This is a genomic window from Subtercola sp. RTI3 (assembly GCF_035018625.1).
Taxonomy (GTDB): domain Bacteria; phylum Actinomycetota; class Actinomycetes; order Actinomycetales; family Microbacteriaceae; genus Subtercola; species Subtercola vilae.
In genome coordinates, this window is sequence record NZ_JASJXO010000064.1 from 1 (window position 1) to 19,071 (window position 19,071).

Below are 19,071 nucleotides of genomic sequence, written 5' to 3' on the forward strand. Positions count from 1 at the left end.
AGATGTGTATAAGAGACAGGAGTGGATGGAGGTGCGGTCAGGCGGAAGCGGAAGCGGAGGCGGAGGCGGAGGCGAGCGAGTGCTGCAGCTGAGCGGCGCGCAGGGTGTTGCCGAGCAGCATGGCGATGGTCATCGGGCCGACACCGCCGGGCACGGGCGTGATGAACCCGGCCACCTCGGCCGCCGGCGCGAAGTCGACATCGCCGCTGAGCCCCTCGGGCCCGCGGTGGATTCCCACGTCGATCACCGCAGCCCCCGACTTGACGAAGTCGGCCGTGACCAGCCCTTTCACTCCGACCGCGGCCACGATGATGTCGGCAGTACGGCACACCGCTGCCAGGTCTTTCGTGCGCGAGTGCGTGATCGTCACCGTCGCGTTGCGGTTCACCAGCAGCTGCGCAACAGGCCGGCCCACCAGCTCCGAACGGCCGATGACCACGACATTCGCACCCTCGATGGGTACGTCGTACGCGTCGAGCAGCTCGATCACGCCCGACGGCGTGCACGGCCGCAGCCCCGGCTTGTTCTGCGCAAGCAGCCCCACGCTCATGGTGGTGAGCCCGTCGACGTCTTTCTCGAACGGAATCAGCTCGATGAGCGGCGCCGCGTCGAGATGCGCCGGTACCGGCAGCTGCAACAGAATGCCCGAGACGGCCGGGTCGGCTGCGAGGCGGTGAAGAAGCTCTTCAACCTGCTGCTGGGTCGCGTCTTCGGGCAGGTGCTGGTGCAAATCGGCCAGCCCCACGGCCACCGACGATTTACGTTTGCTCGCCACGTACACCTCGCTGGCCGGGTCGCCCCCCACCAGCACTGTTGCGAGGCCCGGTTGGATGCCCGTGGCCGCCGTGAACGCCGCGACCTCGTCTTTCAGGGTGGCGCGAACGCGCGCGGCGACAGCTTTTCCGTCGATGAGTACGGCAGTCATGGAGGTGCTCCTACAGGATGGTGGTGGAATTGCCGAACGTCATCACGCGGTCTTCGCAGTGCCACTGCACCGCGCGCGCCAGCACGCTGCGCTCGACCTCTGCGCCCCGCCGCTCGAGCTCGCCGACACCGTCACGGTGCGAGACGCGAACCACGTCTTGCTCGATGATGGGCCCCTCGTCGAGGTTGGCCGTCGCATAGTGTGCGGTGGCGCCGATGAGCTTCACTCCGCGCTCTTTGGCCTTGAGATACGGGCCTGCCCCGGCAAACGCGGGCAGGAACGAGTGATGGATGTTGATCACCGGGCATCCGACATTAAACAGAAACCCGGCGGAGAGAATCTGCATGTACCGGGCCATGACCACGAGGTCGACCTTGCCGGCCAGCAGCTCGAGCTGCGCCGACTCGGCCTCGGCCTTCGTGTCTTTCGTCACCGGAATGTACACGAACGGAATGCCGAAACTCGCCACGTCGGCCTCGAGGTCGGGATGGTTCGAGACCACCACGGTGATCTCCATGTCGAGGTCGCCACGCTTGTTGCGCCACAGCAGTTCGAGCAGACAGTGGTCGTACTTCGACACCATGATGGCCACGCGCTTCGGAGTAGCTGTGCTCGTGAAGGTGTATTTCATGGCGAACCGCGAACCGACCTGCACGGCGAAGTCGCGCTGGAGGTCGGCCAGCGCGTCGGTGAGGCCGGCGAGGTGAAAGACGGTGCGCTGAAAGAATTCGCCGTTCTCCGAGTCGGTGCTGAACTGCCCGAGTTCGACGATGTTCGCCCCGTGCTCGGCGAGAAAACCGGCCACGGCGGCAACGATGCCGGGCTGGTCGGCGCACTGAATGCTCAGGCGGCCGATGTCGCTCGGCTGGCGCACGGCGTCGGTGTTCGCAAACGGCCGGGCGGCGAATGCGGGCGTTTCGGGCACCATCAGCGGGTGTACTCCTTCGCGAAGAATGTGTCGGTACTAACGGTATCCGGTCTCGCGAGGCCTGAGCGACGCGCGGGCCTCACTCTGCAACCGCCCACAGCGCCACCGCACTCGCTGCGGCGACGTTCAACGAATCGATGCCGTGGGCCATCGGGATGCTCACCACCGTGTCGGCCGCGGCGAGCGCTTCGGGCGTGAGACCGTCGCCCTCTGCCCCGAGCACCAGGGCGAGTTTCGGGCGCGGTGCTCCAGCGTCGCCGGCGCCCGCAGCCGCGGCTGCAGCCCGCCGCCGCTCGGCCGCGAAGTCGCGCAGCGACACCGCCCCCTCGGTGAGCGCCAGCGCCGCCACGTCGAACCCGTTCTCCCGCAGCTGCGGCCCGAGCTCGGCCCAGTCACCGGAGCGACCCCACGGCACCTGCAGCACCGTTCCCATGCTCACGCGAATCGCGCGCCGATAGAACGGATCGGAGCACCTCGGCGTCACCAGAACCGCATCTGCCCCAATGGCGGCGACCGACCGAAAGATGGCGCCCACGTTGGTGGGGTCGGCGACGTTCTCGAGAATCACCACCAACCGGGCATCCTGAAGCAGCGTGGCGGGCGAGACGAGCGCGGGGCGGTTCATCGAGGCGATGATGCCGCGGTGCAGAATGTAGCCGGTCAGCTCGGCCAGCAGTTCGCCCGGGCCCACGAAGATGGGTACCGAGCCCGCCCATGGCCCGAGAGCCGCCACGGCGTCGTCAACCGAGCCGCCGAGCGCCAACACCGACCGCGGAACATGCCCCGCCCGCACCGCGCGCTCGAGCACCAGCGCCGATTCGGCCAGGTAGAGCCCGTGCTCGGTGCCCTGGGCCTTACGCAGTGCGACATCGGTCTGATGCGAGTAGTCGGCCAGCCGCGGGTCGCTGAGCTCGGTGACTTCGATGAGCTGCGGGTCGCTCACGCGGTGCCGTTTGTGGGGTGGGCCGCGGTGTCGGTGGCGCTGTCACTGTCGGCGTCGATGTCGGCGTCGATGTCGGCCTCGATGTCGGCGGCAACCGCAGAGCCACCCTCGCCGTCGACCTCGGCCGCCGTGATCAGCTCGGCGCCCGCGAGCCCGAGCTCGTCCACTGCGTCTGCCGACGACTGCTCCCCCACCCCGGCCACGAGGTCGGTGACGATGCGCACGTGCCGGCCGTTCGCGAGCGCGTCGAGCGCCGAAGCCCGTACGCAGTAGTCGGTCGCAAGGCCCGCGACGTCGATGTCGGTGATGGCGCGCTCGTCGAGTATCCGGCGAACGGATTCCCCCTCGTCGGTTGTTCCCTCGTAGATCGAGTACGCGGGCTGCCCCTGCCCCTTTCGCACATGAACGTCGATGCGATCAACGGTGAGCGCGTCGTGGTACTCGGCACCCCGGGTTCCGGCGACACAGTGCACGGGCCACGTGGTCACGAAGTCGGGCGCCGCCCCGCTGGCGAAGTGGCCGCCGTTGTCGTTGTCGGCGTCATGCCAGTCGCGCGAGGCGATGACGAGGTCGTAGGTCTCCGGATGCTCGGCCAGCAGCCGCGAGATACCGTCGGCGACGGCGCCTCCACCCTCGACAGCCAACGCTCCCCCCTCAGTGAAGTCGTTCTGAACGTCGATGATGAACAGTGCTTTGTGCACGGTGTGCTCCTTCTGACTTCGACTCGTCATTCGCCAGTTCGGCTCTGCTCGACGCGACGGCTGCTCCGCCGGCCAGGCAGGCGAGCGCCCAGAACGCCGAAGGTCACCCAGAAGCCGGTCACCCGCACACGACGGCGGTCGCGTGGGCGGCGTGGGTGCAGCAGCGATCGGTCGGGCATCCGGTCAATTTATCATCGACCGCTCTGAAGCCCCAGAAACACCGAGCTACAGAGCTACTGAGATACAGAGAAGACGGCGCTACAAAAACGGCGAGTTACAGCCCGCCGGGGTACACGAGGCCGATCTGGCGACGCACCTCGTCGAGAACGCCCATGATGGCCACGGTCTGCCCGACCGGAAGCAACGGGCTCTCGCCATCGCCCGCGGCGACGAGTCGCTCGAGTTCCCAGGCCTGGTACTGCATGCCTCGTGAGTGAACCGAGTGCTCGAACTCTTCGATGATCGTGTGGTCGGGCCCGATGACGCGAAACGTCGTGGGCGCGTACCAGGTGCGGTCGATCTCGATGCGGGCCGCTGTTCCGATGACCGCTGCGGTGTTGGGGCCCGCCGTGTCGAGTGCCATGTGGAGCACCGACTGGGCGCCCCCGTCGTGCTCGAGAATGACGGCGGTGGAGCGGTCGACACCGGTCGCGGTGGGCGACGACGAGGCAAGAACGCGTGTAGGCAGACCGAGAATGTCGACGGCGAACGAGATCGGGTAGATGCCGAGGTCGAGCAACGCGCCCCCGCCGAGCGCAGGGTTGTTCATGCGGTGCGCGGGGTCAGCCGAGAGCAGCTGATTGTGGTCGGCAAGAACCGTGCGCACCTCGCCGAGCGTGCCCGCAGCGATGATCTCGCGAATGCGAACCATGTGTGGCAGAAAACGAGTCCACATGGCCTCGAGCAGAACGACACCGGCCTCGTCTGCCGCTCGCGCGAGCGTGCGGGCCTGTGCTTCGTTCAACGTGAACGGCTTCTCGACCAGCACGTGCTTGCCGCCCCGGATGGCCAGCAGCGCGTGCTCTTCATGGAACGGGTGGGGCGTGGCCACGTAGATGGCATCGACATCGGGATCGGCCGCGAGGGCCTCGTAGCTGCCGTGAGCGACCGGATCACCGAAGCGGCTGGCGAACTCAGCCGCAGAGTCGTTCGAGCGCGAGCCGACGGCCCGGAGTTCGAACCCGTTTGCCAGGAGATCAGTTGCGAAGGCCGACGCAATGCCGCCGGTGCCGAGAATTCCCCATCGAACAGGCTGCGTCATTGAAGATCTCCGTTGCACTTGGAACTGGGGCCGCCTATCAGAATCGAACTGATGACCTATTCATTACGAGTGAATCGCTCTACCGACTGAGCTAAGGCGGCCTGGCCGATGCAAGCACCGACACAGCAAGCAAGCTTATAGGAGAGTGCGCAGCTCGGCGAACGAGTTGGTCAGAAGTACCGACATCGGTCGACTGTCGGAGCTGTCTGCCCAGGTTCCCCACGCGTGCCTCATGGCCGCGATGGCCACCAGGGTGATGAGCCGGGCGTGATCGTGAATGGCAGCAGGATCAGGGATTTCGCCGCCATGGGTGGCGCTCTCTGCATCATGTGTCAGCCGCCTGGCCACGACGCCGGTCAGATCTACCTCGAATTCGCGCATGCTGCTGATTCGTTGTATCAGAAGGTGCGGATAGTCGCGAATGACCAGTTTGCGCAGCTGATGCATCTCGAAATCCGCGGTGTCTGACACGGCGACCGAGTGCATGATCGCCAGCAGCCCGTCGAAGATCGGTTCGTTCGAACCGGCGCTGACGAACGCCTCGACCTGCTCCGACTCGAGCCGGAACGGGGTCTCCCCCAGAACCGCGGCCTCTTTCGACGGAAAATAGTTGAAGAACGTTCGCGGCGAGATGTCAGCGTGTCGGCTGATCTCGTCGACCGTCACGGCGTCGAGACCTCTGTCGCGACTGAGTTCGAGAACGGCCAACTGAATACTGCGGCTCGTCGCGAGCCGTTTGCGTTCGCGGAGCCCCGGCTCGGCTGCGGCCGGTTCGTTGGTGGTGAGGGTCACGGCATCGATTATTGCAGACCCCGCAATATTTCGGTGTCTTTGTCGGCAACTGGGCACATCGCGTCGGGCAGCGGGGCAGCCATCAGGTCGTGCATCAGGTCGTGCATCGCGCCGCGCATCAGGTCGTGCACCGCGGGTCTGAAGTGGGCGCGGTGCCGGTCAAGAAGTAGTCGTCGACGATCTTGTGAACGCACGACGACGTGCCGTAGGCGGTGTGACCCTCGCCAACGTACGTGATCAGCTGCGACCCGGTGAGCTGCTTCGCCACCGACTGAGCGTCGGTGTACGGTGTCGCGGGGTCGTCGGTGGTACCCACCACGAGGATGGTCGGGGCACCCACATCACTGATCGGAGCCGGAGTCCGCGTGGCGGGCACAGGCCAGGCCGCGCAGCCGATGTCGCCATACGTCCACCAGGGGCCGAAGGTGGGAGAGGCCGCAACGAGCTCGCTGTTCTGCTTCGCGATGGTTGCCGCATCGGTGACCGCCGGGTAGTCAAGGCAGTTGATGGCGGTGAAAGCCTCGGTCTGGTTGTTCTGGTACGTACCGTCGGAGTTTCGGCCGTTGTACGCATCGGCGAGCTGGAAGGCGATGTCGGCCTTGCCCTGCTTCACTTCAGCGATCATCTGCGACAGGTACGGCCAACTCGACTTGGCGTACAGCGGGTAGAAGATGGCCGTAAGAAGGCTCGACGAGCCCAGCTGGCGACCGTCGGCGGCGCGAATGGGGCTGGTATCGACCGCTTTCAACAGCGTGGTGACCTGGGCCGCGGCCGTGTCGACAGTGCCGGAGAAGGGGCAGTTCGAACCGGCGAGGCAATCGGCGAGGTATGCCCGGAGCGCCCCCTCGAAGCCCTTCGCCTGGCCGATGGTCGAGTCGAACCCGGTCGAGGTGGGGTCGACGACCCCATCGAGCACGAGGCGGTTGACCTTCTTCGGGAAGAGGTTCGCGTACTCGCCGCCAATGAACGTGCCGTACGAGTAGCCGAGATAGTTGAGGCCAGCGTCGCCGACCGCCGCCCGGAGCGCGTCGAGGTCACGAACCGTACTCTCGGTGTCGATGCGGCCGAGAAGCGCGCCGGTGCCGCTCGCGCAGCCAGCGCCGAAGGCCTTCGCCGTCGCTGTGGCCGCAGCGATCCACTCGGCCGAGCCGTGCGCGCCGGGGGTGATGTCGTAGAGGTACGAGTCCATCTGCTTCGCTGTGACACAGGAGACGGCCGTCGACGCGCCGACCCCGCGCGGATCGAAGCCCACGATGTCGTACTGCTGCTGCAGCGACGGGTCGACGGCGAAATCGACGTTGCCCTTCACGAAGTCGATGGCCGAGACGCCGGGGCCGCCCGGGTTCACGAAGAGCGTGCCGAGGCGCGTGCTGCCCTTGGCCGGCTGCTTGATGAGCGCAATAGAGATGGTGTCAGAACCGGGTTTCGCCCAGTCGAGCGGCATCGTCGCTTTCGCGCACTGAAAACCACCTCCGCAGTCGCTCCACGAGAGAGTCTGGTCGTAGAAGGGTTTCAGGTTGGCGGCCACGTCTTCACCGGTGGGCGAAGACCCCGCGGCAGGTTGGCCCGTGGCACTGCCCGTGCCGGAGCCGAACCAGGTCGAGCATCCGGTGAGAACCAGGGCGGCTGCGGCTGCCACGGCAACGATGCCGAGGGTGCGTTGGCCACGTTTCGACGACAGTGCGGTCACGGTGTTGCCTTTCGGTTGGTGCTGTGAGTCAGGGTGATCAGCATGGCCTCGAGCGAGAGGGCCGGCGTGACGTTGTGCGAGATGCGGCGACGAGCGATGGCAATGGCATCCATGACGGCGAGCGTCTCGGCCGGCTCTGTGCGCTCAGCCAACGCGTCGAGCTCGCCCTGAATCGCCACGTTGATGAGTTCGAGGCCGGCGCCCAGCTGAATGAGCAGGGCGTCGCGGTAGAGCGAGAGCAGGTCGACGAGAATGCGGTCGATACCGTCGCGCAGGCTTCGCGTCGCGCGACGCTTCTGGTCTTCTTCGAGCGTCTTCACCTGAGACCGCAGGGCAGCGGGTACGGCCTGGCCGGGCTCGACACCGAGGCTTCGCAGGGTGCTCTCGCGCTCTTCGGCATCGCGCTCTTCGGTGATGGCCTCGGCATCGGCCTTCGCGAGCTCGAGCAGGCGGGCCGCGCCCATGATCGCATCGGGTACGCTCCGGATGCCCAGGGCCACGTCGAGCGTCGACGCGCGCCTCTGACGTGCATCGACATTCGTCGCGAGCCGGTGCGCCATACCGATGTGGCTCTGCGCCTCGCGGGCCGCACGAACCGCCGTCTCCGGCTCGACGCCGTCGCGCCGTTCGAGCAGACCGGCCACGTCAGTGGCGCTCGGCACCCGCAGCCGCACCGAACGCACCCGCGACCGTACCGTTGGCAGGAGGTCGGCTTCGCTGGGGGCGCACAGGATCCACACCGTACGCTCGGGCGGCTCTTCGAGCGCCTTCAACAGAACGTTCGAGGTTCGCTCGGCCATGCGGTCGGCGTCTTCGATGACCATCACGCGGTAGCGGGAGACCGAGGGCGAGTACTGCGAACTCGAGACGAGGGTGCGAACCTCTTCGATCGAGATGATGACGCGGTCTGTGCTGAGAACGGCGAGGTCGGGATGCGTGCGGGCCGCCACCTGGCGGCAGTCTGCGCAGACGCCGCAGCCGCCGTTGCGGCAGAGCAGGGCCGCGGCGAAGGCATACGCGAGATTCGACCGGCCCGAACCGGGCGGGCCGGTGATCAACCACGAATGCGTCATGGCGCCCGAGCCGGTGGAGGCATGGGTTGCGGTGTGGTCGACGGGCGCCGCCGCGCCGCTGGCGGCAGCACGGAACACATCGATGGCCTCCGACTGGCCCGTCAGTTCATCCCACACGCTCATACAGACAACCTACCCGGCGGTGCTGACAATCAGCGTTCAGAGCAGGGGCTCGAGCCGTTCGCGAATGAGCCTGGCGATGACCATCGGTGGCTGGGCCGCATCGACAACCAGAAACCGGTGAGGGTTCTCCGCGGCAATTGCGAGGAAGGAGTCACGTACGCGGCGATGAAAGTCGTTTTTCTCGGCCTCAAGCCGATCAAAACGCTTGTTGTCACTGTTCAATCGCGCGCGAGCCGCTGTCTCGTCGAGGTCGAGCAGAATCGTCAGGTCGGGCACCAGGTCTTCGGTCGCCCACTCTGAGAGTCTTCTGATGTCGTCGCCGCCGAGCACCCGACCGGCACCCTGGTAGGCGACCGATGAGTCGATGTAGCGGTCTTGAATCACCACATCGCCCGCCTCGAGCGCAGGACGAACCTTCGTGGCAATGTGCTGCGCCCGGTCTGCTGCGTAGAGCAGCGCCTCGGCTCGCGCCGTAATGTGCCCGCGGCTGTGCAGCACGATTTCGCGTACCTCGAGCCCGAAATCGGTGCCCCCGGGTTCGCGCGTGCGCACAACCGTGCGCCCCGCCGCCGTGAGCCACTCCTCGAGCAGCGCGGCCTGGGTCGATTTGCCCACACCGTCGCCGCCCTCGATCGTGACGAAGAGACCCGTCACTTCTTGGGGGCGGCCTTCGTGGCTGCCTTGGGAGCAGCCTTGCGTGCGGGCGCCTTCCGCGTGGTCGTGGCGCGCTTCGCGGCGACCTTCGGCTTGGCCGGGCCCTTCGCGCGCTTGTCAGCGAGCAGCTGCACAGCGCGGTCGAAGTCGATCTCCTCGATCGTCTCGGCCTTCGGAATCGTGGCATTCGTCACACCGTCAGTCACGTAGGCGCCGAACCGGCCGTCTTTGATCTTGATGGGCTTGCCGCTCTCGGGGTCGGGCTCGTCGAAGTCTTTGAGGGCGCTGGATGCCCGGCGAGCGCCATACTTCGGCTGCGCGAACAACTCCAGTGCTCCTGGCAGGTCGATCTCGAAGATGAGGTCTTCGCTCTCGAGCGACCGGGTGTCGGTGCCGCGCTTCAGGTACGGGCCGAACTTGCCGTTCTGCGCCGTGATCGTTTCGCTGAGCTCGGGATCGTCGCCCACGGTGCGGGGCAGCGACAGCAGCTTCAACGCGGTGTCGAGGTCGATGGCTGCGAGATCCATCGTCTTGAACAGCGATGCCGTGCGGGCTTTGGGCAGGGCAGCAGCCTTCTTGGCGGCCGGTTTCTTTGCGGGAGCCTTGGTTTTGGAGTCGACCGCCGGGGCGGCCTCTCCGGCCAGCGCGGCTGCTGCGGCGGCTTTCGCAGCCTTCGCTGCGGCAGCCTTGGTCAGCGGCTTGGTGACGGTTGCCGGCTCGGCTATCGGCGCTGCGGCGGGGTCGGCGAGCAGGCCCGCCGTGGCGGCGGCGAGCGCGACCGTGGCCTCCATGTCGACTACCGGTTCGGGTTCGAGCTCGGTGACGTAGGGGCCGAAACGGCCGTCTTTCGCCACGATGCTTTTGCCGTTCTCGGGGTTGATGCCGATGACGCGGTCGGTGACGACGGGGGCGTCGATGAGTTCTTGGGCCTTGGCGAGGGTCAGTTCATCCGGTGCCAACTCCGGCGGAATGTTCACGCGCCGGGGCGGCGTGACCTCACCGGTGGCCGTGTCGACGTCTTCGAGCACCTCGAGATAGGGGCCGTATTTGCCGATACGCAGGGTGATGTCGTCTGACAGCGCGATCGAGTTGATCGCCCGCGCGTCGATGTCGCCGAGGTTGTCGATGACATCGCGCAGACCTTTGTGGCCTTCGGTGCCGAAGTAGAAACCGTTCAACCAGTCGATGCGGTCTTCTTCGCCGCCGGCGATCTTGTCGAGGTCTGACTCGAGCTCTGCGGTGAAGTCGTAGTCGACGAGTTCGCCGAAATACTCCTCGAGCAGGCGCACCACTGAGAAGGCGATCCAGTTGGGCACGAGCGCCTGGCCGCGCGGCGTGACATAGCCGCGGTCGATGATCGTCGAGATGATAGAGGCGTATGTGGAGGGGCGCCCGATTCCGAGCTCGTCGAGCGTCTTCACCAGGCTGGCCTCGGTGTAGCGCGGGGGCGGGCTGGTCTCGTGACCGGCCGCATCCACACTGACCGCGGTGAGGGCCTGGCCCTTTGTCAGCGGCGGTAGCTTCGACTCGGTGGGCTCGGTGGGGGCGTTTCGCTCTTCGTCCTGGCTCTCTTCGTAGGCGAGCATGAAGCCGCGGAACGTGATGACGGTACCGCTCGCCGAGAACTCGGCGGTGGTCGTCTTCGTGAAACCCTCAACCGGGGTCGGGCCCGCTTCGATGGTCACCGAAGCCGTCGAACCCTTGGCGTCTGCCATCTGGGAGGCGACGGTTCGCTTCCAGATGAGTTCGTAGAGCCTGAAGTCGTTGCCACGCAGAACACCGGCGACCTGCGAGGGCGTCTTGAATGTCTCGCCTGCCGGGCGCACGGCCTCGTGGGCCTCTTGGGCATTCTTGCCCTTACCCGTGTAGAGGCGGGGCTTGTCGGGAACGGTTTCGGCGCCGTACAGGGCGCGGGCCTGCGTGCGCGCCGCGTTCAAGGCCTGCTGCGACAGCGACGGAGAGTCGGTTCGCATGTAGGTGATGTACCCGTTCTCGTACAGCGACTGCGCCACGCTCATGGTCTGGCGTGCCGAGAAGCGGAGCTTGCGCGCGGCTTCCTGCTGCAGCGTCGAGGTGGTGAACGGCGCTGCCGGTCGCCGGGTGTACGGCTTCGACTCGACATTCGACACGTGGATGCCCACCTGCGGGTCTGCGAGAGCATCAGCCAGGGCGCGAGCCTGAGGCTCGCTCAGCATGCTCGCCTTGCTCTTCAGCTGACCCGACTCGTCGAAGTCGCGGCCGGTGGCGATGCGCTCACCGTTGACCCGAACCAACCGAGCACCGAAGTGCACGCTGTCGGCCGACGTGACGTCACGCGCGGTGGCGTCGGCCAGTACGGCGTTCAGATCCCAGTAGCTCGCGGCGGTGAAGGCGAGGCGCTCACGTTCGCGCTCGACAACAAGGCGCGTCGCGGCAGACTGCACGCGGCCCGCCGAGAGGCCGGGGCCGACCTTCCGCCACAGCACCGGCGAGATCTCGTAGCCGTAGAGACGGTCGAGGATTCGGCGGGTCTCCTGCGCATCGACGAGGGCCTCGTCGATGTCACGGGTGTTGTCTCTGGCGTGCTCGATGGCCTCTTTCGTGATCTCGTGGAACACCATGCGCCGCACCGGAACTTTCGGTTTCAGCACTTCGAGCAGGTGCCACGCGATGGCTTCGCCCTCGCGGTCTTCATCAGTTGCGAGGTAGAGCTCGTCGGCGTTCGCGAGCGCTTTCTTCAGCTCGGCGACCGTCTTCCGCTTCTCAGCAGACACCACGTAATAGGGAGCGAAGCCGTTTTCGACGTCGACGGAGAACTTGCCGAGCGAGCCTTTCTTCAGCTCGGGCGGCAGGTTCTTTGGCTCGACGAGGTCGCGAATGTGACCTACTGAGGCCTGAACCTCATACCCTTCGCCCAGGTACTGCGCGATGGACTTCACCTTGGTGGGTGACTCGACGATGACGAGCTTTCTCGGGCCTGGCACTCTGCTCCCTGCGGTTTAAGAATTGCTGCGGCTTGACGCTGCCTATAAAGGGTAAGAAGCAGTGACCAGCCTGATGAACACACGGGCCCATCAGGCACACCATACACACCATCAACCCGTCAACACCTAATTCAACAGTCAGGCAACGCTCAGTGAACCTGAAAGCTCACCCGGTTGCGTTCTGCCGCTTCGGGAGGATGATGAAGGCTGACGCTCAATGCAGAGCGTGAAAGAAAGGAGTTGACCACAGTGTCGACAACCACATCTGAGAGCTACACCGCAAAGCTGACCGACGGGCCTCTCGAGGGCAAAACCATCCGTACCGGTTTCACAAACGGGGGCGAGCCTCAACCCCGCATCACCATTCCCACCGATTCGCCCGCCAAACAGTACCTCTATATCAGGGGCAACGGTTTCGAGTACGGCAGCGACGACGCCAGCTCATCGAACGGGTCGTCACCCGCACGCCCGGCACGCCCGACCGCGGTGGAGTACCGCTTCGTGCAGGCCATCTTCGAGTAGAACCCGTCGGGCCGGGCTCGGCACCCCGCGCCGAAAAGGCTCAGGGCGCCGTCGGCTCTCAAACGGGCGGGGCTCGGCCTTCGGCTCTCAAACGGGCGGGGCTCGGCCTTCGGCTGGACCCGCCCGCGACCTGGCGTCGACCTCGATTCCGAGCACCACACGCGATGCCGTGACCTCGGCGACCATTCCCTTCATCTGGCACGAGGCCAGAACCACGCCCTCTCTCTCAGCAACTGCTGCCGCCACCTCGCAGGGATACCCAGACACAACCCCGGCCGCAACATCGGCCGCCGCGATCGCCGCCGCATCGGCCGAAGTCTGAACCTGGTGCTTCACCGCCAGGGCATTCGTCACAGACAGCAGCAACCCGGCCACAAGCAGAACCACCGCGACAATCGCCACGCAGAGCACCGAACCCGCTCCCGTCTCATCGGCCAACGCCCGCCGCGCGCTCCCTCTCTGCGCGCTCCCCCTCCGCATTCTCATCGCCCACCCGTCAACGCACACGATCGAGCCGATACCTCAAGCCCCAGCACGCGGCCGGCGACGAACACAACCGGGGCTGCAACTCTCACGCAGACGAACTCGCCATCGACACCGCTCGAAAGCTCGTGCGGCCCGATCAGAGCCGTCACCCGCCCCTCGGCGTCGCCCGGCGAATCACCGCGGCCGAGACTGCGCGCGGCAACCGCCGCGGCATCGACCACGCGAACCTGCAACCCCGAGGCCTGCAGCGCCCCCAGCGCCAGCACGAGCACCAGCACAACGGCCGGCAGCGCGGCTGCGAGTTCGGCCGTGACCATACCCCGGTCATCCCGAACCAGCGCGCGCAGTCTCAACCTGTGCATGCGGTCAGCCCACCGTCAGCGCGTGTCGCACGATGTCGGCCAGCATCGCGTGCACCTCGTCGCCTCGCAGGATGACCACCAACACCCCAGCAAACCCGACGGCCGCCATCGTGGCTATCGCGTACTCGGCCGTCGCCGACCCCAGATCGTCGTGCAGTGCCTCGTTCGCGCCGATCATGATCCCTCTGACGAAATTGCCGACCCTCGCCGTCGCCCTCGCCCTCGCTGTCGCACTCGCCCTCGCTGTCGCCCACTCCCTCGCTGTCGCCGACCATTTCACCCTGCTCATTCGTGCTCCCTGCTCGTCGTTTCTCACCGGACGACTCCACTTTCGCCCCGGCGCGAGCTGCATTCGTCGGCCAACCCCGGATCGGTAGAAACTCGAGCCAAGGCGCGCATTGTGGAGGAGATACGCACCCGTGCTAGCGGGGCCGCGGTGCACGCAGCGGTCAATTCGTAAGCGCAGCACGACCACCAACGCCGCGCACCGCCACCACCAACGCCGGGCACCGCCACCTCCGTCACCGTCACCGAATTTCTTCTGCGCAATCCGGAATCCCGGCGGAGCCAACGGCCCACTCTCACAGGGCCGAGAAGGTCGATGTGATCACGGCCAGCAGCAGCGGAGCAACGCCGAGCAGCATGAAGGCGGGCAGCACGCAGAGTCCGAGCGGAACCATCAGCCGCACCGAAAGTGCAGCCGCCCTCTTCTGGCTGGCGGTGACGGCGGCCCGACGAACCTGAGCCGCCTCGGCCCGCAACAGTTCGGCCGCAGGAACACCCGCACGACGGGAGAGCTCGACCACAGCATCCACTTGCTCACCTGCACCCGGCTCGCGCAGGCCGTACAGCTCGAGCGCGTCGGTCATCACCTGCCGAGCCCGGTCGACGGATGCCCCACCACCCATCGCCACCGCCATCAGTTCCACAGCCACCCCCGCCACCATGGTTTTCGGTTGGGCAGCGCGCACCAGGGCTGAGTTCCACCGCCGGGACACCACGAGCAAGCCGACTCCCGCCACCAGGCAGGCCACGCCGGGCGGAGTCGCGAAAAGCGTGTGCAGAGAGTCGAACCCCATCAGCGCGCCGATCCCGATGCCCACCAGGGGAAGGAAGACCATGAGCCGGGCGGTCGCGATGGGAGCCGCCAGTGCGACGTCGATCGATCGGTGCACCTCTCCCACTTCGAGCAGTGTGCGCGCCACTTCGCGCAGACAGATCGCGAGCGGGGCTCCGCTCACGCTCGCGACCTGCCAGGCGGCGGCAAGCACCAGCCAGGCCTGGCGTGTTCTGGGGTCTCCGACCTTCGATGCGGAGCCGATCGCCCTGTCAGCAGCAACCCCCGCCTGCACCGCCCGCGCGATCAGCCCGACCGCGCTCGCAACCGAACCGCGTCGCCCGACCGCGGCTCGCCCGGCCCCTTCGGCGAGATAGCCCCACGCATTCGTCGGGGCGACACCGGCCTCAAGCAGAACGGCAAGCCGCTGCACGACGGCGGCAACCTCGTCGACCTGGCCGTGGCCGACCGCCGTGGCGCCCCGCCTGGTGGCGCCACCCCGCCTAGCCGTGCCGCCCCCGCCGGCCACTCAGAAAGGCGAGCGGCACGCCCTCGGCAAGCGGGGACGCCCTCTCCTCCGGCAGCCCCGGAGATGCCCCGGCAACCAGCCCCATCACGCGAAGGGGTGGCATGGGTACACCCATAGCGCGGTCGCCGATGGCGCCATCATTGGCAGACGCCGCCTCCCCGCCCACGAGCGACGCCTCCCGGCCCGCGCGGTACGCCCGGTCACCCACGGGCAGCACCTCCGCAGGTCTACGGCGCCCCTCCCGCCCGATGGGTGGCGTCTTGCCCTCGACGGGCAGAGACTCACGGCCCGCGCTGTGCGCCTGATGACCCGAAAGGAGCACCTCCTGCCCCGAAGGGACCACCTCCTGCCCCGAAGGCCGCACCTCCCGAACGCGCAACCGCCCCTGCCCGTCGAGCTCGAACCGGCCCACCTGGGTCAACCGCCGCCCTTCAGCTCGGCGCTCGACGTGGAAGATCATGTGAATCGCACTCACCGCCTGCCGGGCCACGGCCTCGGGGCTCAACCCCGCGAGCGCGCCGAGCGCCTCGATGCGCGTCGCCACATCGAGCAGCGAGTTGGCGTGCAGGGTTCCGGCGCCGCCATCGTGGCCGGTGTTCAGCGCCGACAGCAGCTCCCGTATCTCGGCCCCGCGGCACTCGCCGAGCACCAGGCGATCGGGCCGCATCCGGAGCGCTTCTCTCAGCAGCCGGTCGAGCCCGATGCCACCCGCCCCTTCGAGGTTCGGCTGCCTCGCTTCGAGAGAGACGAAATGTGGATGGTCGACCCTCAGCTCGGCGACGTCTTCGATCGCGACGATGCGTTCCTCCTTCGGCGCACTGGCCAGCAGCGCCGACAGGAAGGTCGTCTTACCGGCCCCACCTGCACCGGTGACGAGCATGTTCGAGCGTTTCGCCACCGCTTCGTCGACGAGCAGCCGAATGGCGGGCGACCCGAAGAACCCAGCCAGCTCGAGTTCATCGAGGTGCAGCATCGAGAGGGCCGGTATGCGAATCGACAGCAGGGTGCCCCGTGGCGCCACGGGCGGCAGCACCGCGTGTAGGCGAATGGAGTCGTGCAGCCGAACGTCAACGCACGGGTGAGCCTCATCGATGTGGCGGCCACCGAGCGCCACGAGTCGCACGGCCAAGGCGCGGAGCTCGGCTTCGCTGGGGCACTGCCAATCGTCGGCACGCTCGAGGCCTGAACCGCGGTCGACCCAGAGGTCGTCGGGGCCGTTGACGAAGATGTCGGTGATGCTCTCGTCTCGCACGAAACGCGCGAGGGGCCCGAATTCGTCGGAGCCCGCGCGCCCGGGAAGAGGGCGCCGGCGCGCCACATACCTGCTGTCAACCGTTTCTGCCATGTGCCGACCGTACGAGTGGGCAGCGCTTCGAGTATGCGGGAGCCCGCGAACTGTGCAGAGACTGCTCGGGGTGCTCGCTGTGGAGGAGAAGCCCCAGAGCAACCCCACAGACTCCGCGACGGGCCAAGCCTCGCGACAACCGACGGCAGAGGACGCCATCGCGGCGGCGAACCGCAAACTACCGGTTAACTGAAGGGGGCGGCACCTATTGGGGGAAAAGGTGCCGCCGTAGCAACGCATGATTGGGGGGAATCAGTATTGCGTTGCATCCAAACCAGAATCAGCTTGGTAGAAAAGAGTTTACCCATCCGAAACATGGCCGCAAATCGAACGCGGTCGATTTCAGAAGATTCTCAGAAAAAAACTCGAACTGGGGTACTCCACGAAAGAACGGGGGCCACCCGCAATTCGCCGCAACCTGGCGTGCCCCATTCTGAAACCCACTAGCATCCTTGTGGAAGCGAAGGAGCACCATGACCTCAAAGACGAGCACCAGCACGAGCACCACCCCGGCCGACACACAAACCGACACCCGCGACACCCACACCACCCCCGCCGGCACGAACATCGACAACCTCCTGCACGAAACCCGCCGTTTCGCGCCCAGCGACGAGTTTCGTGCCACCGCTGTCGCGACCGAAGAACTCTACGAGCGGGCATCCGGCGACCGGCCCGCATTCTGGGGCGAGCAGTCGAAGGCGCTTCTGCACTGGCACACCCCGTTCACCAGAACACTTGACTGGTCGAACCCCCCGTTCGCCAAATGGTTCGACGACGGCACGCTGAATGTGGCTTACAACTGCCTCGACCGACACGTCAAGGCCGGCAACGGTGACCGCATCGCACTGAACTGGGAGGGTGAACCCGGTGACAGCCGCAGCTTCACCTACTCCGAGCTCACGGCCGAGGTCAAGAAGGCAGCGAATGTGCTGATCAGTCTCGGTATCGGCCAGGGCGACCGCGTCGCCATCTACCTGCCGATGATTCCCGAAGCCCTCATCTCGATGCTGGCCGTCGCCCGCATCGGCGCCGTGCACTCGGTGGTCTTCGGCGGCTTCAGCGCCGAAAGCCTCCGCGCCCGCATCGACGACGCGAGCGCAAAACTCGTCATCACGGCCGACGGCGGGTGGCGCAAAGGCAAGGTCTCCCCCCTCAAACCGGCTGTGGATGCCGCACTCGCCCTGCCCGGCACGAACACGGCAACAGGCACAGGCGACACCACCCCCGGCACCCACACCGTCACCAACGTGCTCGTCGTCAAACGCGGCAACAACCCCGTCGACTGGAACCCCGACCTCGACCTCTGGTGGCACGACGAGCTGGCGAATGCCAACCCCGAGCACGAAGCACAGCCGTTTCCCGCAGAGAATCCCCTCTTCATCCTGTACACCAGCGGCACGACCGGCAAACCCAAGGGCATCCTGCACACCAGCGGCGGCTACCTCACCCAGGCCGCCTTCACCCACAAGAACGTCTTCGACCTGCATCCCGAAACCGACGTCTACTGGTCGACCGCCGACGTCGGCTGGATCACCGGCCACACCTACGTCGTCTACGGCCCGCTGGCGAACGGTGCCACCCAGGTCATCTACGAGGGCACTCCCGACGTCCCGCACCCGGGCCGCTGGTGGGAGATCATCGAAAAATACAAGGTCAGCATCCTGTACGCGGCCCCCACGGCCATCCGCACCTTCATGAAACTCGGCCGGCAGATTCCCGACGCATTCGACCTCACGAGCCTGCGCCTGCTCGGCTCGGTGGGCGAACCGATCAACCCCGAGGCGTGGGTCTGGTACCGCGACGTCATCGGCGGCGGCACGACCCCCATCGTCGACACCTGGTGGCAGACCGAGACGGGCGCCATCATGATCAGCGCGCTCCCAGGCGTCACCACCTTGAAGCCCGGCTCGGCGCAGGTGCCGCTGCCCGGCCTCGACATTCAGGTTCTGGATGACCAGGGCAACCCTGTACCGAAGAACTCCGGTGGCCTGCTGGTCGTTGCCGAGCCCTGGCCGTCGATGCTCCGCGGAATCTGGGGTGACCCCGACCGCTTCGTCGAGACCTACTACAGCCAGTTCCCTGGCCGTTATTTCGCCGGAGACGGTGCCCGCCTCGACCGCGACGGCGACATCTGGCTGCTCGGCCGCGTCGATGACGTGATGAACGTGTCGGGCCACCGCCTCTCGACGGCCGAGATCGAGTCGTCTCTCGTATCGCATCCGCGCGTGGCCGAAGCCGCCGTCGTCGGCGCGTCAGACGAGACCACGGGCCAGGCTGTCGTTGCCTTCGTCATCGTTCGGGCCAGCCAGGAAGGCGATCTGGTGCAGGAGATCGATGTGCTGTCAGCCGAACTGCGCGTTCACGTCGCAACCCAGATCGGCGCGATCGCCAGGCCCCGGCAGGTGTTCATTGTCGCCGAGCTGCCCAAGACGCGCTCGGGCAAGATCATGCGCCGCCTGCTACGCGACCTCGCCGAGGGCCGCGAGATCGGCGACACCACCACCCTCGCCGACACCCAGGTGATGAACATCATCAGCGGCAGCATCGCACGCTGACCGCCACTCCGCCAGCCCCGCCGCCCCTCCGCCCGGCCGACGCCCGTCTTGGCGGTCGGTCGCCCTCTCCCGCCGCCGAGTCGGCGAAGTCTGCGGGTGCGCGGCTCTATCACCCGCAAACTTTGCCGAGTCGATGAGACGCGAGCGAGAGGGGGGCGGGGG

18 protein-coding genes, 1 tRNA gene and 1 pseudogene are annotated in these 19,071 nt (G+C 66.6%); 3 read left to right on the top strand and 17 right to left on the bottom strand.

Features of this window, described 5'->3' with window-relative positions:
* Positions 1-37: 37 nt before the first annotated feature.
* The 12 genes and pseudogenes from folD to topA form a co-directional block, all read right to left on the bottom strand.
* Complete coding sequence (gene folD / locus QN358_RS16955; protein WP_136642864.1) at positions 38-925, bottom strand: bifunctional methylenetetrahydrofolate dehydrogenase/methenyltetrahydrofolate cyclohydrolase FolD; 888 nt, start codon at positions 923-925, stop codon at positions 38-40.
* 10 nt (positions 926-935) lie between these two features.
* Positions 936-1,853, bottom strand: a complete 918-nt coding sequence (gene purU, locus QN358_RS16960; RefSeq protein ID WP_323513048.1) for a formyltetrahydrofolate deformylase — start codon at positions 1,851-1,853, stop codon at positions 936-938.
* Positions 1,854-1,932: 79 nt separating this feature from the next.
* Positions 1,933-2,796 (bottom strand): RNA methyltransferase, encoded by an 864-nt coding sequence (locus QN358_RS16965; protein ID WP_323513049.1) that lies wholly within the window; start codon positions 2,794-2,796, stop codon positions 1,933-1,935.
* Between the two features lie 122 nt (positions 2,797-2,918).
* Positions 2,919-3,497, bottom strand: a pseudogene (locus tag QN358_RS16970) (isochorismatase family protein); the annotation flags it as partial.
* 26 nt (positions 3,498-3,523) lie between these two features.
* Positions 3,524-3,676, bottom strand: a complete 153-nt coding sequence (locus tag QN358_RS16975; RefSeq protein ID WP_323513050.1) for a hypothetical protein — start codon at positions 3,674-3,676, stop codon at positions 3,524-3,526.
* A 95-nt stretch (positions 3,677-3,771) separates the two neighbouring features.
* Positions 3,772-4,758 carry a Gfo/Idh/MocA family oxidoreductase gene (locus QN358_RS16980; RefSeq protein WP_323513051.1) on the bottom strand — a complete coding sequence of 329 codons (987 nt, stop codon included), beginning with the start codon at positions 4,756-4,758 and terminating at the stop codon, positions 3,772-3,774.
* Between the two features lie 25 nt (positions 4,759-4,783).
* Positions 4,784-4,859: transfer RNA gene (locus QN358_RS16985), tRNA-Thr, on the bottom strand.
* Positions 4,860-4,893: 34 nt separating this feature from the next.
* The gene (locus QN358_RS16990) at positions 4,894-5,550 is read right to left on the bottom strand and encodes a TetR family transcriptional regulator (protein WP_323513052.1); all 657 of its coding nucleotides are present in this window, start codon (positions 5,548-5,550) and stop codon (positions 4,894-4,896) included.
* Between the two features lie 118 nt (positions 5,551-5,668).
* On the bottom strand, positions 5,669-7,240 hold the full coding sequence (locus QN358_RS16995; protein ID WP_323513053.1) for an alpha/beta hydrolase: 1,572 nt from the start codon (positions 7,238-7,240) through the stop codon (positions 5,669-5,671).
* Positions 7,237-8,436 (bottom strand): DNA polymerase III subunit delta', encoded by a 1,200-nt coding sequence (locus QN358_RS17000; protein ID WP_323513054.1) that lies wholly within the window; start codon positions 8,434-8,436, stop codon positions 7,237-7,239. The genes QN358_RS16995 and QN358_RS17000 overlap by 4 nt, the downstream gene beginning before the upstream one ends.
* A gap of 36 nt (positions 8,437-8,472) precedes the next feature.
* On the bottom strand, positions 8,473-9,090 hold the full coding sequence (tmk, locus tag QN358_RS17005; RefSeq protein WP_136642984.1) for a dTMP kinase: 618 nt from the start codon (positions 9,088-9,090) through the stop codon (positions 8,473-8,475).
* Positions 9,087-12,053, bottom strand: a complete 2,967-nt coding sequence (gene topA, locus QN358_RS17010) for a type I DNA topoisomerase (protein ID WP_323513055.1) — start codon at positions 12,051-12,053, stop codon at positions 9,087-9,089. The genes tmk and topA overlap by 4 nt, the downstream gene beginning before the upstream one ends.
* Before the next feature lie 249 nt (positions 12,054-12,302).
* Here topA and QN358_RS17015 point away from each other — a divergent pair, with 249 nt between their 5' ends.
* Positions 12,303-12,575 carry a hypothetical protein gene (locus QN358_RS17015; protein ID WP_136642982.1) on the top strand — a complete coding sequence of 91 codons (273 nt, stop codon included), beginning with the start codon at positions 12,303-12,305 and terminating at the stop codon, positions 12,573-12,575.
* 87 nt (positions 12,576-12,662) lie between these two features.
* Here QN358_RS17015 and QN358_RS17020 read toward each other — a convergent pair whose 3' ends face one another.
* The 3 genes from QN358_RS17020 to QN358_RS17030 are packed head-to-tail and all read right to left on the bottom strand — an operon-like array spanning position 12,663 to position 13,601.
* Positions 12,663-13,013, bottom strand: coding sequence for an Rv3654c family TadE-like protein (locus tag QN358_RS17020; protein WP_323513056.1), 351 nt, complete (start codon positions 13,011-13,013; stop codon positions 12,663-12,665).
* Between the two features lie 44 nt (positions 13,014-13,057).
* Positions 13,058-13,423, bottom strand: a complete 366-nt coding sequence (locus QN358_RS17025) for a TadE family type IV pilus minor pilin (RefSeq protein ID WP_323513057.1) — start codon at positions 13,421-13,423, stop codon at positions 13,058-13,060.
* A 4-nt stretch (positions 13,424-13,427) separates the two neighbouring features.
* Entirely contained in the window at positions 13,428-13,601 is a 174-nt protein-coding gene (locus QN358_RS17030) for a DUF4244 domain-containing protein (RefSeq protein ID WP_136642979.1), read from the bottom strand.
* On the opposite strand from QN358_RS17030, the gene QN358_RS17035 reads away from it, so the two are divergent.
* Entirely contained in the window at positions 13,600-13,800 is a 201-nt protein-coding gene (locus QN358_RS17035) for a hypothetical protein (protein WP_323513058.1), read from the top strand. The genes QN358_RS17030 and QN358_RS17035 overlap by 2 nt on opposite strands.
* A gap of 204 nt (positions 13,801-14,004) precedes the next feature.
* Here QN358_RS17035 and QN358_RS17040 read toward each other — a convergent pair whose 3' ends face one another.
* The gene (locus tag QN358_RS17040) at positions 14,005-15,009 is read right to left on the bottom strand and encodes a type II secretion system F family protein (RefSeq protein ID WP_323513059.1); all 1,005 of its coding nucleotides are present in this window, start codon (positions 15,007-15,009) and stop codon (positions 14,005-14,007) included.
* Positions 14,984-16,354: a TadA family conjugal transfer-associated ATPase gene (locus tag QN358_RS17045; RefSeq protein WP_323513060.1), complete on the bottom strand. Its 1,371-nt coding sequence runs from the start codon at positions 16,352-16,354 to the stop codon at positions 14,984-14,986. The genes QN358_RS17040 and QN358_RS17045 overlap by 26 nt, the downstream gene beginning before the upstream one ends.
* Positions 16,355-16,827: 473 nt before the next feature.
* Here QN358_RS17045 and acs point away from each other — a divergent pair, with 473 nt between their 5' ends.
* Entirely contained in the window at positions 16,828-18,909 is a 2,082-nt protein-coding gene (gene acs / locus QN358_RS17050) for an acetate--CoA ligase (protein WP_323513061.1), read from the top strand.
* The last annotated feature ends 162 nt before the right edge of the window (positions 18,910-19,071 follow it).

Excerpts from the sequence above, each read along its gene's own strand:
- folD (WP_136642864.1), bottom strand. The coding sequence starts at position 925 with ATGACTGCCGTACTCATCGACGGAAAAGCTGTCGCCGCGCGCGTTCGC.
- purU (WP_323513048.1), bottom strand. The coding sequence starts at position 1,853 with ATGGTGCCCGAAACGCCCGCATTCGCCGCCCGGCCGTTTGCGAACACC.
- QN358_RS16975 (WP_323513050.1), bottom strand. The coding sequence starts at position 3,676 with ATGCCCGACCGATCGCTGCTGCACCCACGCCGCCCACGCGACCGCCGT.
- QN358_RS16980 (WP_323513051.1), bottom strand. The coding sequence starts at position 4,758 with ATGACGCAGCCTGTTCGATGGGGAATTCTCGGCACCGGCGGCATTGCG.
- QN358_RS17000 (WP_323513054.1), bottom strand. The coding sequence starts at position 8,436 with ATGAGCGTGTGGGATGAACTGACGGGCCAGTCGGAGGCCATCGATGTG.
- QN358_RS17025 (WP_323513057.1), bottom strand. The coding sequence starts at position 13,423 with ATGCACAGGTTGAGACTGCGCGCGCTGGTTCGGGATGACCGGGGTATG.
- QN358_RS17035 (WP_323513058.1), top strand. The coding sequence starts at position 13,600 with ATGATCCCTCTGACGAAATTGCCGACCCTCGCCGTCGCCCTCGCCCTC.
- QN358_RS17030 (WP_136642979.1), bottom strand. The coding sequence starts at position 13,601 with ATGATCGGCGCGAACGAGGCACTGCACGACGATCTGGGGTCGGCGACG.
- QN358_RS17045 (WP_323513060.1), bottom strand. The coding sequence starts at position 16,354 with ATGGCAGAAACGGTTGACAGCAGGTATGTGGCGCGCCGGCGCCCTCTT.
- acs (WP_323513061.1), top strand. The coding sequence starts at position 16,828 with ATGACCTCAAAGACGAGCACCAGCACGAGCACCACCCCGGCCGACACA.